Raw genomic sequence first — 16,814 nt, forward strand, 5'->3', positions numbered from 1 at the left:
TTTACAACGGCTCGGCTGTCTGGATAAGCGAGTTCAATACCAGTTTTATTTCTACCGCCGGATCTTTGTGGCCTTGTAATATCAAGCCTTCCGACAAGGCGGTAAATGTCCTGGCAAGCGGAGCATAAGGCAAGGGCGGCTTCTTGCCAGCATGATTGAAGATGATGGCAATCAACTTGCCCAAGGCCTCGCAGTTCTCTTTGTGCAAGTCGTAGTAATGCGGAGCGAACTCTTCGTCGCGCAAAGCAATCAGTTGTAATTCAGCATCCAGGACGGCGCAATTGCTACTGTCCTTGAGCGTGTCGATATAAGCATTCAAGCCGTGGGTCAACTGTTCCGAGGAATAGCCCGACGTGAGGGTCGCGCTCAGTCGTTCGAGCTCGACGCGCTTGAAGCGCTGGGCCAATTGCAGAAGCAAGTCTGACTTGCTGGTAAAGTTTGAAAAAAATGCACCCTTGGAAAAACCGGCCTCCTCGGAAATGGCGTTGACGCTGGCAGCATGAAAACCCTTTCTAATGATCAGATCGACGGCCGTGTCGAACAATTTATCCCTGGTTACTTGTTGGCTCTCTTCTCGACCCAGTCTTCTTTTAATCACGCCCTCGGCTCCTCTGGCCAAACAAAACCTCTATTTGTAACTGGATGCAACAATCGGCCTTCTCACTGTGTAAGATCCCGTTTCGGTGCGCATCATATCTTATATGCGTCCGACACAATCATCTGCATTTAAACTTTCAACAGTGCCCTGTATGTCCCCCATATATGGGGCGCAAGGATGACGAATGCAAACGGACTCGACCGCAAAGCGTTTCTTGTTATTGCGTGCGATCTGGCCCTTGGTCGGAGCGCTGTCAGATCATCGGACATCGGCTGTCCTGCATCGTTCTTGAGCTGATCGAAGCTATTTTTCTCCTCCCTTGGATAGCCTGAAGTCCCGCAAATGCTGGCCTCAACGCCCGATCCAGAGGGCTTTACCGAGAATCCCGACGAAATACCGCTTGATTTTCAGATACCGAATGGTTTCTACTTGCGCCGTTGGTGAAGCCCAACGCCTGATCAAGGAGCGTCGAGTCAGCAATCGATCTCGACGCAGCGACAGGTTACCTCAAGGGAGCGGTACTTTAATGGAATATGCCTTCGTTACAGGCGCTACTGGCCTGCTCGGGAATAATGTCGTTCGCGCGCTTTTAAAACGTAACATCAAGGTAAAAGCGCTGGTTCGCTCCGTAGAAAAAGCCAGGAAACAATTTGGCGACCTGCCTGTCGAGCTGGTGGAAGGTGACATGCTCGACGTCGACGCCTTCAGCCATGCACTGCGCGGCTGCGATGCCCTGTTCCACACCGCTGCGTATTTCCGCGATAGCTACAAGGGCGGCAAACATTGGCAAATGCTCTATGACACCAATGTGACCGGCACCGAGCGACTGTTGCAGGCTGCCTACGCCGCCGGTATTCGCCGGGTGGTCCACACTTCCTCCATTGCCGTGCTGAAAGGTAATCGGGATCAAGTGATCGACGAAACCATGTCTCGCAGTGAAGCAGAGGCTGACGATTACTACCTGAGCAAAATCTTGTCCGAGCGCAAGGTACAGGAATTCCTGCTACGCCACCCGGACATGTTTATCACCATGGTCTTGCCGGGTTGGATGTTTGGACCGGGGGATATCGGTCCGACGTCGTCAGGACAGTTCCTGCTCGATTTTGTTGGTAAAAAACTGCCCGGCATACTTCCGGCAAGCTTTTCCGTGGTCGACGCCCGAGACGTGGCCGAACATCAGATCGCAGCCATTACCCGTGGCCGGTCCGGTGAGCGCTACCTGGCGGCTGGCAATCACATGGACATGAAGAGCATTTTCCAGGCACTTTCCAGTGTCAGCGGCGTAAAGGCGCCGGAGCGAAAAGTGCCATTGATCATGCTGCGTATTATTGCGCTCATCTATGAAACTTATTACCGGATCACCAAAAAACCGGTACTGATCAGCACCTCCACGGTGAAGCTCATGGAACAAGAGCAAGGCCGCACACATTTCAGCCACCATAAAAGTTCAAAAGAACTGGAGTGCAAGTTCCGTCCGGTGGCCGAAACCTTTACCGATACCCTGGCATGGTATCGGACCAATAACTACACAGATGCTTAATTGAAACATTTCATATATAGCCTGCCTCTGTAGTACTTTTTTTGACTGGCCACACTTCCAAGGATTGAGAGAGGTTGGTAAATGAAAAGCCTTTCAAGCAATGAAGGTTTTCTGCATCGTTTTGTCGGTTTTTCGGAATCTTTTCCCGATCAGATTGCTATTAAGCATCTGGACGCGGAAGAAGACACCGTCACTTACCGCGAACTGCACATCATGGCGCAAGAGTGCAACGGTGCATTAACAGCACTGAATGTATTGCCGGGTGACAAAGTAGCGCTGATATTGCCCAATGGCGTGGCCTTCATTGCTTACTACCTGGCAATTATCGGGCGTGGTGCTGTTCCGGTCATTCTCAACTACAAACTGACGTCGTTCGAAATGACTAACGTCATCAGCCTCGCCAAGCCGACGCAGGTGGTGACGACCGACACGCTGCTGGAGCAACACAACGAGCTGTTCCAGCCGACCCACGGCGTTCGGCAGGTATTGGTATTGCCCGGCGAAAACGCGTCGGCAGCCACCCTGCCCACCCACGCAACGGCGGTGTCCGCGCTGCCCCGGGAGCGCGAACCGCTGGTGCTGCCCGAGGGCAACCCTATCGTCTCGGTGCAGTTCACCTATCGAGGCATGGGCAGGCCCCTGGCCGTCTCACACCGCTACCTCGACCTGACACAATCGAGCGATGGGCTGCATGAGCACTTCCATCTCCAGGGTGTCGGATCGGTTCATCTGGTGACATTGCCGCTGTACGCCATTTTCGGACTGTCGGTGATGATGGTGTTTCCCTTGAGCGTGGGCGCGACCCTGCTCATGACCAACACCCTGCTCAATCGGGACCTGGCCCAGGTGCTGTCCGAACATCAGGTCACGTTTGCTTGCCTGGTGCCCGACGTTATTCGCTACTTCAATACGCGACTGGCCAAGCGCAAAGGCGCGCCGCTGCCCCTGCACCCTCAGTTGATGATCTATTCCGGCGGCAGCCATCTGCCGGCCGACGACGCGGAGAAACTGGGCAAGCTGCTCGGATGCAATCCGGTACTGCAAGGCTATGGCCTCACCGAAAGCATGCCGGTGATCGTCCAGAGCTCCATTGGCGAGGTCCATCGTGGCGCCATGGGACGCGCGATCAGCGGTGTTCAATTGCGCGTGGTCGATGCCCAGGGAGAGGATGTGGCCCCCGGACGCATTGGCGAGTTGCTGATACGCGGCTCAATGGTGATTGACGGATACAGCGACGCTGACGACGCCAATGCACGGTTCTTCCGCGATGGCTGGTTCCACACCGGCGACCTGGTCTGGCGCGACGACGAGGGGCATGTGTTCTTCTATTGCCAGCGCCTGCGCATCTCCAAGATCAAGGCCCAGATGGTCGACCTGACGGAGATCGAGTCCATCGCCCTGCGGCACCCCGACGTCAAGCGCGCCAAGGCCTATATCGTCCCGGACAACAAGGAAGTCAACGTCCTGCACCTGAGTGTCGAGGGCAGCGACGAACTGACCCAGAACACGGTCTCGACACTGCTGGCCCGTTACCTCTCGGGTTTCAAACTGCCCAAGACCATCGAGATCATCCCCCTCAAGGAAGAAACCCATGCAAGCTGATAACGCACGGCCCGTCCTGGCCGTTTTCGACTTTGACGGCACACTGACCGACCGGCACACGTTCTGGCGCTACATGCGCTACATCGTGGGCACCCGCTCGTTCTGGCTGAGGATCATTCCCCTGCTGCCCAAGATGCTCAGCGTGATCGTCGGCATCACGCCGTTGATGCAAGCCCGCCTGGCTTTCATCAAGTGCTACCTGGGCGGGCTGTCGGTGGAACAAGAGCGCGAGCATGCCAAATACTTCATCAGCGAATTGCTGCCGCTCTGGCTCCGGCCCGAGGCCATGCGCCGACTGCAATGGCACCAATCGATGGGGCACGTCACCGCGCTGGTCAGCAACTCCCCGGAAAACTACCTGATTCCCTGGGGCCAGGCCGTGGGTTTCGACTATGTCTGCGGCACCCGCCTGGCAACGGCAAAAAACAAACTGACCGGTGGGATCTCCGGTACCAACTGCGTTGAGAGAGAGAAAGTCACCCGGCTCAAGGGCTGCCTGAGCAACCTCGATGACTTTTACATTTATGCCTACGGCGACTCGTCAGGCGACGATGCCCTGCTCGGCATTGCCAACTCTCCCTTCTACAGAAACTGGTACTGATCAATGAACACTCTGAGCACATTGGCCCCCGAGCACTTCAAGCGACCTGGCAGCACCCCGACCGTGATGATCGTCGGCGCCGGCCCTATTGGCCTGTCCCTGGCAATCATGCTGAAAAAATGGGGCGTCTCGTTTCGCATCATTGAAAAGAACGCCGGCCCCTCCACCGCCACCAAGGCGATGGCTCTCCATTCCCGAACCCTGGAAATCTTCCGGGACCTGGGCGTGGCCGAGCGAGCGGTCAGCGACGGTTTCACCATCAACCAGTTCTCCGTGCAGTCGAACGCCAAACGGGTGCTGAACTACAACTTTTCCTACCTGGACGCGACCTATCCCCTGCTCCTGAGCCTGCCACAACCACAGACCGAAAAGATCCTGCTTGAGCGGCTGAACGAGCTGGGGATCGAGGTCGAATGGAACACGGAGCTGGTCGATATCGAGAACCAGCCAGGCTCCGTGCGCATGACGCTGCACCATGCCGAGGGTGACGACGAGTCGTTCACCAGCCGCTGGGTCGTGGCCTGCGATGGCGCCCGCAGCAACATTCGCAAACGCCTGGACATGTCTTTCGAAGGATCGTCCTATGACCGCTTCTTCATGCTCGCCGACGCCGATATCCAATGGTCCGGAAGCAAGGATGAAGGCGCGTTCTTCCTCGGCGCGCAGGACGGCTACGTCGCCGTGGCACCGATCAGCGCCCAATCGCGTTACCGGTTGTTCATCGAGATGCCGTACAACCTGCCGCCGGAAGGTGAACGTCCGTCCCTGAGCCTGGAGAACTTCCAGCGCCTGTGCGAAGGGCGCGGGCAGAAGATGACGTTGTCGAACATCTCCTCGACCACCATCGCCTCGTTCCAGCACCGCCGTGTGCAATCGCTGCAACAAGGCTCGGTGTTCCTGGTGGGCGATTCGGCGCATATCGGCAGCCCGATTGGCGGCCAATGGATGAACCTGGGCGTGTCCGAAGCCTACAACCTGGCGTGGAAAATGGCCTATGTCGACCAGGGGCTGGCGGACCCGTCGCTGCTGGAGAGCTATAACGATGAACGCTATCCAGTGGCGCTGGAAGTCGAAAACACCGCCCACCGACTGACCAGCCTGATTACCCTCCGGCACCCCGCCCTGGTCTGGCTGCGCGACAACGTCCTGCCCCTGTTGAGCAACCGCAAGAAAGTCCAGCGCAAGCTGCCATCGATGATCTCCGGCCACCAGTATCACTACGCCAAGAGTGATTACATCCAGGAATCGCTGAGCAAAAAGCAGCGCAAGAACTGGGACAAGAAAGGTAAGAAACCCGAGTTCCAGTCACCGGTACCGCATGCCGGACAACTGGCACCCGACGTTGAACTGTGGCAGTTGCAAGGTCTGCCGCCCAAACGCTTGATCGACTTGTTCCACGGAACATTCACGTTGCTGATCTTCAGCGCGGCCGATCAGTTCTCGCCGTTGCTGCCAGGCTATTACTCGCTGGCCGAATCGGTGGCAAATGACTACCCGGGCATCAAGGCGTATTGCGTGGTCGATGCCCTGAGCAGTGCCGGGCTGCCTGGCCCGACGCTGTTGGACCCTGATTGGCGCCTGCACAAGCGCTATCACGCCAAGGAAGGCACCCTGATGCTGATTCGTCCTGACGGCTACATCGCGTTCCAGGGCGCCGATGCAGTCACACTCGTTACTTATCTGAACGTAAGGTCCGGGCTGCTCAAAGGAGCAAGAAAAACAACATCTTCCGAGATCGACGCAGTGGAACTCCAACTTCAAGTCTGAATGGCTACTGCCAGTTTGAATCAATGACTCATACAAGGCCCCTCATGGGGCCAGGACTTTTATCCTTCTTGATGCCAGGAAGGATCGACCGACCTTGGTTAGGAGAAACACCATGCGCTTGCAACTGAACGATGTCGTGCAGGAATTCATCGCGTCCAATGGAAAAATAGCCCACAGCTATTTCTCTCTCTCGGAAAAAATCATCGACTCGCTGTGCGAATCCAATGTCGCCAAGGAAGCGATATTGCTGCGTTTGCTGGAGCAGGCCGAAACCGTCACGGCCCATTATTTCAACGCCCACCAACAAGTTCTCGAGGGCGTCTACAGCCATGGGCTCGAGGCCGCCAACCAAAGCGTTGTCGCGCTGGAATCGGTGCCGTCGAACACGGCGATACTCGCCCCGGTCGCGGTGGCCGAAACGGAGGCTGTCGCCGCCCCGGTACTTGCGTCGGAACCGAGCTACGGGCAATGGCTGCGCGCCGAAATCAGCACCGTGACAGGGTTCAAGAAGGAACAGATCGACTTCGACCAGACGTTCGAGAGCATGGGCATCGATTCGCTCGGTCTGGTCGATATTTTCGAATCCCTGGCCCAGCACTTCCCGGAAAAGAAAGCGCTTACCTCGCAGTTGTTCGACGCGCCCACCCCGACCGTCCTGCTTGCGCGCCTTGAAGCCGATCCACAGGCACCGGCGGTGGACGTCCAGGCCTGGGTACTCGAACAACTGGCGACCATCACCGGCTTTACCGTCGAGCACATCAACGTCGAACAGACCTACGAAAGCCTGGGCCTGGACTCGCTGGTGCAGCTGGACTTCCTGGAGGCGGTGGTCGCCCTCTGGCCACAACTCAAGGCGCAGAGCTCCGAGCTGGCCAACGCCAAGACCCCGCAGGCAACGATTGCCTTGATCAATGCCGCACTGGCCGCCCCCGCGCCGTGTGCCGCGCCTTGTGAAACGCCCGCTCCGACGACCACCGAGGCCCAGGCGCAGGAAAGCAACCTGCTGCTCGATACACTCACCCCCCTGATCGCCGATGCGACTCAGTCGATCGACGTGCAAACACCGTTCGCCCAACTGGGGCTCAACGGCTTTGCCCGCGAAGCCCTCTGCCAATCCATGGCGCAACAGTGCGCCGCCAGCGAGTTCGCCGGCGAAGCGCTGATGTCCCGTCGCACGCCCCAGGACGCCTTGTCGCTGCTGGCCCGGCTGAGCTAAGCCGGGCGGCAGGAGAAGGAATGGAATCCGGGTGATCGAGAGATCACCCAGCATTTTGCGATCAGGAGACAGGGTATGAGTGGTACAACAATGGCGGGCGATTTCTGCTTCAGCGCGATGGCGGGCGAGTTTCCAGGCGCGCCGTCAACGGATGCGCTCTGGCAATTGCTCTCCCAGGGGCAGATCGCTCCGATCGAATCGATGCCGACCCGTTGGGAGTTGGAGAAGAACTCGATTTATTCGGCCAAGGCCGGCGAAAAGGATCGCGTCTACCTGGACAGTGCCTTCTGCCTGAGCGATGACCCGTCGACCCCTTCGCGGCATGAAGGACGGCAGGTCGCCATCGGCAAGAAGGTGCTCAAGACGCTCCTCACCCAACTGGCCGGTCAAGGCTCGCCACTGGCTACCCAGCGCACCGCCCTGGTGGTGGCGACGTCCTGGAGTGACGAGAGTTATTTCGTCACCGGCATGTCCGCAGAGGCGCAGACCCCTATCGGCTTTACCCCAGGTGAACAAGTGGCGGAACTGGCCTCGGCGTTTGCCTTGGGCGGCCCGGCGCTGTCGGTGGACACCGCGTGCAGTTCGTTCCCCTATGCCCTGGACATGGCCCAGGCGCTGGTCAACAGTGGACAGGCCGACAATGCAATCGTCATGGCGCTCAACACCGTGCTGCCGCCGGCCCTGTTCCTGGGCTTCTCGCAACTGACGGCGTTCTCCGCCCGGGCGCAGATGGAAGCGTTCGGCCAGGACGCCGACGGTATCGTACCGGGCGAATGCGCGGTGGCCTTCCTGGTCGAGCCACTCGCCCAGGCCCTGACCGCGCAACGCCAACCACTGGGTGTGCTGCGGGCCTTGGGGCTTTCCGCCGATGGTGCGGAGGGCTCGGTGTTCGCACCGGGCAAACAGGCCCAGTACTCGGCCTATCAACGCGCCTACGCGGGCCTGGATCCCAAGGACGTGGACTACATCGAGACCCACGGCACCGGCACGCCGCTGGGCGACGCCACCGAACTGGCTTCCCTGGACAGTTTCTTCGGCCCCCATCGGGCGGACGGCGAGAAGGTCATGATCGGCTCGATCAAGTCCGTCATCGGCCACCCCCTGGCCGCCGCCGGAGGCGCATCGCTTGCCAAGGCCTTGATGATCTTGCGACACAAGGGTGTCCCGCCACAGCCCGGCTACCGCCCCAGCACCAAGGTCGACGAGACCTGCCTGCGACTCGCCACCGAACACGTGCAGCCGCTGGCCAAGCGCGAATCCGCGATCCGCATTGGCATCTCCAGCTTTGGCTTTGGTGGCGCCAACGCGCACCTGGTGGTGGATGAGTACGTGGCCGACGAGCGCCCCGCCACTGCCATGGCCACGCCTTCAGCCAGTCCTGGCGTGCTGCGACTGGACCTGGCCGTCGTCGAGGCGGAAGCGGCGATGGGCAACCACCGCTCGTTGCAGTCGTTCAAGCAGCAGCTCGAACAACCGGCAACGCCCAACGTCGTCTTCCCCTATGGCCGCTTCGTCGATTACACCGCCAATGCGACGCGACCGCTGGTGGGGAAATTCCTCGCGCAGGATCACGTCATCGACATCGACGGTTTCGGCATGGGCCCCAAACCCCTGGCCCACGTCGATCCGTTCAAGCTGCTGATCACCGATCGCGTGAACCATTTGCTCCGACGCCTGCCCGGTGTGGCCGGTTCGTCCGGCACCGCGATGGTCATGTGCTGCAACATGGGTGGCGAGCGCTTCAGTAACGCGTACAGCAGCGCCCATCATTTCTACTCGCGGTCCCAGGGCCTGGCACCGGGCGTGGAAGTGACGGACGTGGCGACCATGTTGCCGAACATGTTGTCCGGCTACCCGACGCAGATCTTCGACTTCAAGGGTTTCCACCAGACCCTGGTGGGCACCGCCGGCCTGTTCTGGCAAACCTTGCTGGCCTCGCCGCAATGGTTCAACGAAGGCATCGACACACTGTTGCTCGGTGCCGGGCGTTTCCTCAGTGGTGAAATCGAAGTCGAACGCGCCCAACGTTCCCCCACCGTGCAAGGCGAAGGCCTCGGCCTGGTTGCACTGCGCCCTTACCGCCCCGGCGCTGACGACAAGCCGCTGCTGGTGATCCGCGCAGCGGTCTTCGCCCATGCCGCCCACTCGCTGCAGGAAGCTTGTCAGCTACTGGGCCAGGAACCGGGCCTGCACGACGTCGCCGTCTGCGAGCTGCAACCCGAAGCCCAGCCTGCCAGCGGATCCCTGCGGGAGAAAACCGGCTTCCTCGCCGAAGCCAGTGGCATCGAAACCTTGCTGGCGGTGATGTTGCAAGGCGCGACCCACTCCGTGATCGAAGTGCGCGACGGCGGCAAACCGGTGATGTGGCTGTCCACCGAAAAACTGCGCCAATGGAGTGCCGCGGCGGATGAAAGCACCGCGCCCATCAAGCACCCGTTCGTATTGCGCTTTGCCCACTCGGCGTCCCACGAACTGCAACCGGTCGTCACGCCTGAGCGGCCGGTCAGCATCGTGCGCGAGCCGCAACACGACGGCGTCGATGTGCTGCAACTCAGCGACATGCTGACCAGCACCATGCTTTCCGGACTGCGGGTCAGGGTCCGTGCAATGGAAGGGCTTTTCGCCTTGCACCGTGGCGCGCAAGCCCAGCGCCCGGCGCCCTGGCAGCGGCGTGCGGAAAATACCGTGATCAGCCAACCTCGGCGCAACGGCCAATCCCTGCATGCCCAACTGGTGGTCAACGAAGCGCACCCCTACTTCTTCGATCACCCGCTGGATCACGTTCCGGGCATCCTGTTGCTTGAAGGCGTCCTGCAATTGATCGAGCTGGCCATGCCCACGCTGGGTGGACGGGTCGCCTATGCCAAGACCCTGAACATCAAGTTCCAGCAGTACGTGCAAAAGGAAGGTGTGATCGAGCTGCATGTCGAGCAAGGCCAGGACCCGCAAGTGTTCAATGCCAAGGTCATGCAAGGCGGGAAGCTGATGTGCACCTGCGTCATCGGGATGGCCTACAGCTCGGCGTTCGAGATAGCGCCCGCTGGCGAGTTCACTGCCACCCCGTGCCGCGACAAGGCCCTGCTGCACAAGGCCAGGGCACAGAACGTCATCGTCAGCGACATGAGCAGCGTCGCCCAGGGCTTGAGCGTGGACACGGTGCAAGTGCCGCCGGATCACATCTTCCAGGAAGGTGACCCGGTGCACTATTCAATGGTGTATTTCCTTGAAGTGGCCCGCCAGTGCTACATGCAGATTGCCCATAGCCATCTGCGGATTCCACTCAACACCCCGATGAACCTGCTGTCCTTGAGCTTCACGCTGGATCGGCCGATTCCGCGGAACAGCCCACTGTCCTTGGCGCCGCAAGCCGGCTTCGATGCGCAGTTGCAGGCGTTCAAAACCAACCGTATCTACATCGACCTGTTCAACCGGGGCGAAAAAATGGGCCAGGCCAGCATTACCGCCCAGGTGCTGAGTCAATCCGCGCCCGCGGCCTGAGGCAACCCATGGACCTTCCCTTTCGCCATGACCGAGCCCCTAACCACCAAGGTGTCGCCGTGAACGATGTCAAAGTACAAGTTATCGTCAAATCAGCGCCTTCCGAAATCTGGAAGATCTGGAGCAATTTTCCAGAAGCGCCGCTATGGGACACCGACGTTCGCCATTGTGAGCTCAATGGCCCGTTCGAGCCCGGAACCCGAGGCAAGTGCATCCTGCGAAATGGCTTGAACATGCCATTGAAACTGGAAGCGGTGCACCTGCATGAAAGCTATCGAAACACTGCACGGCTGCTCTGGATCGATCTCGAATTCGATCACCAGATGCGCCGGCTTTCCCCGCTTGAAACCCAAGTGATCCATAGCGCCAAGATCTCTGGACCCTTGAGTTTCCTCTACCGTGGGCTGCTGCGCAAAGCACTGACCGCGGCCATGACAACAGCACTGGACAACCTGTGCACCTTGGCAGAACAACGAACGAATGCGCTCACCCCCCCTGGGTTGGAAAAACCCGGGACGCATTTGCACCTTGTGTGAATCCTTCCGGGACCGGGCCATTCAATGGCCTCTTTCGGAAACTCTGCTACTCACTGATAAAGGGACACTTCGGAACGAGCATGAATCTACAAAAAAATACTCAGTACCTGGTTATGAGCCTCATTGGCATGGGCTTGTTCGCCCCTGCGTCCAGCTTCGCCGACACACTCGGCCCTTACGTCGGCGTCCTGGGCGGGGTGAACTGGGTCGATGATCAGGACCTCAGCCAGAACGGTCTCGATTTTGTCGAGATGCAGTACAACCAACCTGTCGACTCCGGCTATGCCACCGCGCTGGCCATGGGTTGGCAGTTCTCGACGGGATTGAGGCCGGAACTGGAAGTCAGCTACCGCAAGAACACCCTGACCCAGTTCAATCACCGGGTCTACGAAGGCGGCGGCAGCATCGACGGTGAAGGCAAGGAGGAAGCCAGCAGCGTCATGGCCAACCTTTGGTACAACGTCCTGGACCTGCCAGCCCCGTTGAATCACGTCACGCCTTACGTGGGCGGTGGCCTGGGCTACGCAGTCCTGACGATCAGTGGCCTGGAAGCGGGCGGCGTCCAGTTTGGCGGTACTCACCGCGACACCGTCGAAGCCTATCAACTGGGCGCCGGGGTCGGCTACGAACTCAGTGAGCATTGGTCCATGTCGGTGGATTATCGCTACTTCAAGACGCGCGAAGCGCACTTCGGCGACATCCCCAACCTGCCCCAGGGCGACGTGAGCACGAAGTACAACGCTCAGTCGTTGATGCTGGGCCTGCGTTACTGGTTGTAAGTTACTGGCTGTAATGAAAAGGTCGGTTGCCTTGCCAGGGCAAGGCAACCGACCCGTCAGTCATGGAACGGCTCGACCGGTACGCGGCTGCCCACAAAGAAGCTGTCGGCGACCAGTCGCAGCGGTTGCAAATCCAGGTCGTTGGCCTTGCCCTCGATCAGCTGTTGAAAATGCCGGTACACCGCTGCGTATTCCCCCTCCTGCGAAACAACCTGGCGCACGCCATCGATACTCAACAGCGCCCCGCCGTTGTCCAGGCGCAAGACGCCTTCAGCACAACGAATCTCGATACTCCAGAGCTCATCGTGGCCGTGGTCGAAATCGAATTCGGCGCGGACATCGAGGTCACGGGCGTCGGACAGCTGGATGCTGGCGGCAATCGGCGACTGGCAGTTGGCGGGAACCCGCAGCTCGGCCGACTCGACGAACAGCGGCAATGCCAGCAGATGCGTCACGATCGACAAGGCATTGATACCGGGATCGAACACGCCCAGGCCGCCGGGTTGCCAGATCCATGTCTGGCCGGGGTGCCACTTGCGTACGTCTTCCTTCCAGTCGATCCGCACGCGTTGCAGGGTACGACTCGCCAGCCAGTCGCGAGCGGCTTCGATACCCGGTGCGTAACGCGAATGCCAGGCGAACAGGCCACTGACACCTTGCGCCTGCACCTGATCGACCAGGGCCTGCGCTTCGCCCAAAGTGGAGCACGGCGGTTTTTCCACCAGCACATGCTTACCGGCGGCCAGCGCCTGCTGCACCAGGCCGAAGCGGCCTTGCGGCGGTGTACAGAAGGCGATCGCATCGACCTGCGGGCCGCGCTCAAGCAGCTCGGCCAACGAGCGGAAGTTCTCAACACCAGCGCAAGGCTGCCCTTGGGTCGCCACCGCCACCAGCTCGAATGCGGCATTGGCGCGGATGGCGGGCACGTGTTGATCCTGGGCAATCTTGCCGTAGCCCACCAGACCGAGACGAATCGGTTGCATCGATGACTCCTGTTTTTTTTGTAGTGAGTGCTGGAGCAGCAAACTAGACGTTAATTGAGTGGCGGACAATGGGTCGGCCATACATGATCGTGCCGATCCTGCCGGAGAACGGCGCCAGTCGCTCATGGGGCGCATCGGGCTCCACCACCAGGGCGGTGACCTCTTCGCACGACGCTACCTGGTAATGCGCCACGCTGGAGAGTTTTTCGTTGGTCACCGCCACCACCACCTGACCGCTCGCCGCGACCACGGCGCGCTTGAACTCGGCGTCGTCCAGGCCAAACGCGGTGATGCCGTTGTCCGGATCGATGGCGCAGGCGCCGAGCAGGCACAGGTCAAAACTGAACTGCTGCAGCTGCCGTGCAGCCGTCAACCCGATCACGCCGCCGGAGACCGGATTCACCCGGCCGCCCAGCAGGATCACTTCGGCGCCGGGCAACTTCATCAGTTCCACCGCAATCAATGGCGAATTGGTGGCCACGGTCAATGTGAGCAGAGGGTCGATGGCGCAAGCGATGGCCAGGTTGGTCGAGCCGGCGTCGATGAAAACATGCTGGCCGGCCCGCAACAGTGAGGCGGCCGTCTGGCCGAGGGTGTCCTTGCGCGCGGTGTCTTGCCCGACGCGCACACTCAACGGTCGTTCCGCCGAGGGCAGGCGTATGGCACCGCCGTAGACCCGCTTGCATAAGCCCGCGGCGGCCAGAGCGCCCAGGTCGCGGCGGATCGAGTGTTCGGAAACGTTGAATTCGCTGGCCAGATCCGCCGCGATCACCCGCCCATACAGGGCGAGGCGTTCGCTGATCAGCCGTTGGCGTTCGCCGGGAAACGCTTCGTGGGAAGATGTCATGCTTAAAACTCGCACAAATAAGCAAAAATAATCACAAACGAGCACAAATATGCCGATTAAGTCGCGAACCGTCAAACCGCGCAGGAGGAAGGACACATCATCCCCCGCCAGCTCCCACCGAATAGGCCAAAACTCCTAGCCAGCCTGGGAGTATCGGCCGATGCGCAATCAGTGATGCTTTTCCATAGTGGGCCACCAAAAGGTCAACGGTCAGGCCTCGATGACCGCAATTGCCCAGGAGAGCACCATGACAATCCAGGAGCAAACCTCATTAACGACATCCGGCGTCGTCGCCACCGGCATCAATGTGACGTTGGATGAAACCGCCGGCTTGCAGAACGCCACCGCCACGCCGACCCCGGCGGGCGACGCCGACGATAACGACATTTTGCTGGCCGCCCTGCCCTCGACCTTCTCCACCCGCCTGACGGCGCTTGGGGCGGGCACCGCCATGGGTGCGGCCTTGAGTGGCTACACCGGTGCCGTGGGTGATACGGGCAGCAATGCCTTCACCATCAACGCCGCGCCCGGTGCGACCATCACCAACATCAGCTTCGTCGACAGCACTGGCGCACCGCTCGATGGCGTGGACAGCGGCCTGGATACCCTCGACGGCACCAGCATCCTGCTTTACACCGACACCAACGACAACATCGTGCTGGGCCGGGCCGGCGGCCCGGATGGCGCGATCGTGTTCGCCGCCTACATCGAAGAAACCGGTTCGCCCGCCTCCGGCGGCAAACTCTGGACCGTGCAATACCAACCGTTGGATAACCCGGACACCAGCAACCCCGATGACCCGCTGAACCTGCAGGACAAGGTCTTCATCGGCACCAGCCAGGACCTGGAATTCAGCCTCGCCAACGCGCCTTCCGGGCAGAACCTGTTCCTGATGTTCACCAAGGCCAACCCGAACACCGAAGTGGTCAGTGGCGTGACCCGGATCACCGATCCCGCCATCATCGCCACCGGTAAAGACCCGGCCGACCAGTCCAGCGGCGCGAACATCAACACCGGCGACACCGTAAACACCAGCCAGGCCGGAGGTCCCACGACCTTCGGCACCAACAACCAGATGATCGTGGAACAGGAAGGCATCCGCTTCACCTTCGTCACCGGGGCCCGGCAGGACGTGACCATTCCCAACCTGGACCAGAACGAAGCCGACGTTGAAGCCAACGTCGACTTTACTGCCATGTTCAATACGAAGGTGGCCAACTTCGACATTGTGCAGTTGCAGAGCGGCAAGAGCGCCGTGGTGAAAATCAGCGCCTTCAGCACTGACCCCGAACCCGGCGTCAACTTCATCAACGGCTATGCCAATGACACATCGATTGCCATCAGCAATGTGCGCGTCACCAACATCAGCACCGGGTTGGTGATCGAAAACTCGGACGGTTCGGTGAACGATCCGAGCATCACCATCAGCTTCAACGGCGGCGTTGCGACCGTTACCGGCGTCAAGGCCGGCTACCAGATCGAATACACCACCACCCAGGATCACAACCGCGTACTGGTCGAGAACGGCGCGGCCGTCGATGCCAGGGGCAATGAACACGCGGACTTCGACATCGGTGGCTTCACGCTGGTCGAGGCGTCCGTGACCAAAACCGAGATCGGCTCGAAGATGATCTTCGAGGACGACGGCCCGAGCATCGCCACCACCGGCACGGAACCGACGTTGACGGTGGATGAAACCGTGCTGGCGACCGATGCCACGCAAAACTATGCCGCCAACTTCACCTCGGCATTCGGTGCCGACGGCGCCGGCACCCTCACTTATGCGCTGGGTGTGATGGCGGGGGCTTCCGGGCTGGTCGACACGGCCACCGGTGAGGCGGTCAACCTGTCGCTCAACGGCGGCGTTGTGGAAGGCCGCACGGCGACCACCAACCTGCTGGTGTTCACCGTCAGTGTGGCCGCCAACGCTGACGTCACCCTCGACCAACTCCGCGCGGTGGTGCATCCCGATGCGACCAACCCGGATGACGCCACAAGCCTGAGCGCCGACAACCTGGTCACCCTGACCGCCACCAAGACCGACGGCGACGGTGACAGCGTCCACGCCACCCTCGATATCGGCCAGAACCTGGTGTTCAAGGACGATGGACCGAGCATCAGCACCACCGGCACGGAACCGACGCTGACAGTCGATGAAACCGTGCTGGCGACCGATGCCACGCAGAACTTTGCAGCGAACTTTACCTCGGCATTCGGCGCTGACGGCGCCGGTACGCTCACCTATGCCCTCGGTGTAGTGGCGGGCGCCTCGGGGCTGGTCGACACGGCTACGGGCGAAGCGGTCAATCTGTCGCTCAACGGCAGCGTGGTGGAAGGCCGCACCGCAACCACCAACCTGCTGGTGTTCACTGTTACCGTGGCCGCCAACGCTGACGTCACCCTCGATCAACTCCGCGCGGTGGTTCATCCCGATGCGACCAATCCGGATGACGCCACGAGCCTGACCTCGGACATCCTGGTCACCCTGGTCGCCACCAAGACCGACAAGGACGGCGACAGCGCCCAGGCCACGTTGAACATTGGCCAGAACCTGGTGTTCAAGGACGACGGACCGAGCATCAGCACCACCGGTACGGAACCGACGTTGACGGTCGATGAAACCGTGCTGGCGACCGATGCCACGCAGAACTTTGCGGCGAACTTCACCTCGGCATTCGGTGCTGACGGTGCCGGTACGCTCACCTATGCCCTCGGTGTAGTGGCGGGCGCCTCGGGGCTGGTCGACACGGCTACGGGCGAAGCGGTCAATCTGTCGCTCAACGGCGGCGTTGTGGAAGGCCGCACGGCGACCACCAACCTGCTGGTGTTCACCGTCAGTGTGGCCGC

Annotated in this window: 12 protein-coding genes; 9 read left to right on the forward strand and 3 right to left on the reverse strand. The window is 60.3% G+C overall.

All coding sequences use genetic code 11. The annotated features are described in order from the left end of the window. Window position 1 precedes the first annotated feature (1 nt). Entirely contained in the window at window positions 2-598 is a 597-nt protein-coding gene (locus N4Q37_RS26025; protein WP_260963061.1) for a TetR/AcrR family transcriptional regulator, read from the reverse strand. 526 nt (window positions 599-1,124) lie between these two features. Here N4Q37_RS26025 and N4Q37_RS26030 point away from each other — a divergent pair. The 8 genes from N4Q37_RS26030 (at window position 1,125) to N4Q37_RS26065 (ending at window position 12,137) form a co-directional block, all read left to right on the forward strand. Further along, window positions 1,125-2,138 carry an SDR family oxidoreductase gene (locus N4Q37_RS26030; RefSeq protein ID WP_260963062.1) on the forward strand — a complete coding sequence of 338 codons (1,014 nt, stop codon included), beginning with the start codon at window positions 1,125-1,127 and terminating at the stop codon, window positions 2,136-2,138. A gap of 81 nt (window positions 2,139-2,219) precedes the next feature. After that, complete coding sequence (locus tag N4Q37_RS26035) at window positions 2,220-3,740, forward strand: class I adenylate-forming enzyme family protein (protein ID WP_260963063.1); 1,521 nt, start codon at window positions 2,220-2,222, stop codon at window positions 3,738-3,740. After that, window positions 3,730-4,341 (forward strand): HAD-IB family hydrolase, encoded by a 612-nt coding sequence (locus N4Q37_RS26040; RefSeq protein ID WP_260963064.1) that lies wholly within the window; start codon window positions 3,730-3,732, stop codon window positions 4,339-4,341. Before N4Q37_RS26035 ends, N4Q37_RS26040 begins: the two co-directional genes overlap by 11 nt. Before the next feature lie 3 nt (window positions 4,342-4,344). Continuing rightward, on the forward strand, window positions 4,345-6,108 hold the full coding sequence (locus N4Q37_RS26045) for an FAD-dependent monooxygenase (protein WP_260963065.1): 1,764 nt from the start codon (window positions 4,345-4,347) through the stop codon (window positions 6,106-6,108). Window positions 6,109-6,220: 112 nt separating this feature from the next. Further along, entirely contained in the window at window positions 6,221-7,324 is a 1,104-nt protein-coding gene (locus tag N4Q37_RS26050) for an acyl carrier protein (protein WP_260963066.1), read from the forward strand. Window positions 7,325-7,399: 75 nt separating this feature from the next. Next, window positions 7,400-10,822: a beta-ketoacyl synthase N-terminal-like domain-containing protein gene (locus N4Q37_RS26055; RefSeq protein ID WP_260963067.1), complete on the forward strand. Its 3,423-nt coding sequence runs from the start codon at window positions 7,400-7,402 to the stop codon at window positions 10,820-10,822. A 59-nt stretch (window positions 10,823-10,881) separates the two neighbouring features. Further along, window positions 10,882-11,358 carry a polyketide cyclase gene (locus tag N4Q37_RS26060; protein WP_260963068.1) on the forward strand — a complete coding sequence of 159 codons (477 nt, stop codon included), beginning with the start codon at window positions 10,882-10,884 and terminating at the stop codon, window positions 11,356-11,358. 80 nt (window positions 11,359-11,438) lie between these two features. Continuing rightward, entirely contained in the window at window positions 11,439-12,137 is a 699-nt protein-coding gene (locus N4Q37_RS26065; protein WP_260963069.1) for an outer membrane protein, read from the forward strand. A 56-nt stretch (window positions 12,138-12,193) separates the two neighbouring features. Here N4Q37_RS26065 and N4Q37_RS26070 read toward each other — a convergent pair whose 3' ends face one another. Next, entirely contained in the window at window positions 12,194-13,120 is a 927-nt protein-coding gene (locus N4Q37_RS26070; RefSeq protein WP_260963070.1) for a Gfo/Idh/MocA family protein, read from the reverse strand. Window positions 13,121-13,163: 43 nt separating this feature from the next. Then, a complete protein-coding gene (locus N4Q37_RS26075; protein ID WP_260963071.1) occupies window positions 13,164-13,967 on the reverse strand; it encodes a DeoR/GlpR family DNA-binding transcription regulator in 804 nt (267 codons plus the stop codon). 247 nt (window positions 13,968-14,214) lie between these two features. Between N4Q37_RS26075 and N4Q37_RS26080 the strand changes: the two genes are divergently transcribed. After that, window positions 14,215-16,814: DUF5801 repeats-in-toxin domain-containing protein (locus N4Q37_RS26080; protein WP_260963072.1), on the forward strand; the 2,600-nt coding region annotated here is incomplete at its 3' end.

Source organism: Pseudomonas citri, from assembly GCF_025336485.1.
GTDB classification, from domain to species: Bacteria; Pseudomonadota; Gammaproteobacteria; order Pseudomonadales; family Pseudomonadaceae; genus Aquipseudomonas; species Aquipseudomonas citri.

What these genes read in the sequence shown, in the direction of transcription:
- N4Q37_RS26055 (WP_260963067.1), top strand. Translation starts at nt 7,400, where the DNA reads ATGAGTGGTACAACAATGGCGGGCGATTTCTGCTTCAGCGCGATGGCG.
- N4Q37_RS26065 (WP_260963069.1), top strand. Translation starts at nt 11,439, where the DNA reads ATGAATCTACAAAAAAATACTCAGTACCTGGTTATGAGCCTCATTGGC.
- N4Q37_RS26075 (WP_260963071.1), bottom strand. Translation starts at nt 13,967, where the DNA reads ATGACATCTTCCCACGAAGCGTTTCCCGGCGAACGCCAACGGCTGATC.
- N4Q37_RS26045 (WP_260963065.1), top strand. Translation starts at nt 4,345, where the DNA reads ATGAACACTCTGAGCACATTGGCCCCCGAGCACTTCAAGCGACCTGGC.
- N4Q37_RS26035 (WP_260963063.1), top strand. Translation starts at nt 2,220, where the DNA reads ATGAAAAGCCTTTCAAGCAATGAAGGTTTTCTGCATCGTTTTGTCGGT.
- N4Q37_RS26030 (WP_260963062.1), top strand. Translation starts at nt 1,125, where the DNA reads ATGGAATATGCCTTCGTTACAGGCGCTACTGGCCTGCTCGGGAATAAT.
- N4Q37_RS26070 (WP_260963070.1), bottom strand. Translation starts at nt 13,120, where the DNA reads ATGCAACCGATTCGTCTCGGTCTGGTGGGCTACGGCAAGATTGCCCAG.
- N4Q37_RS26040 (WP_260963064.1), top strand. Translation starts at nt 3,730, where the DNA reads ATGCAAGCTGATAACGCACGGCCCGTCCTGGCCGTTTTCGACTTTGAC.
- N4Q37_RS26050 (WP_260963066.1), top strand. Translation starts at nt 6,221, where the DNA reads ATGCGCTTGCAACTGAACGATGTCGTGCAGGAATTCATCGCGTCCAAT.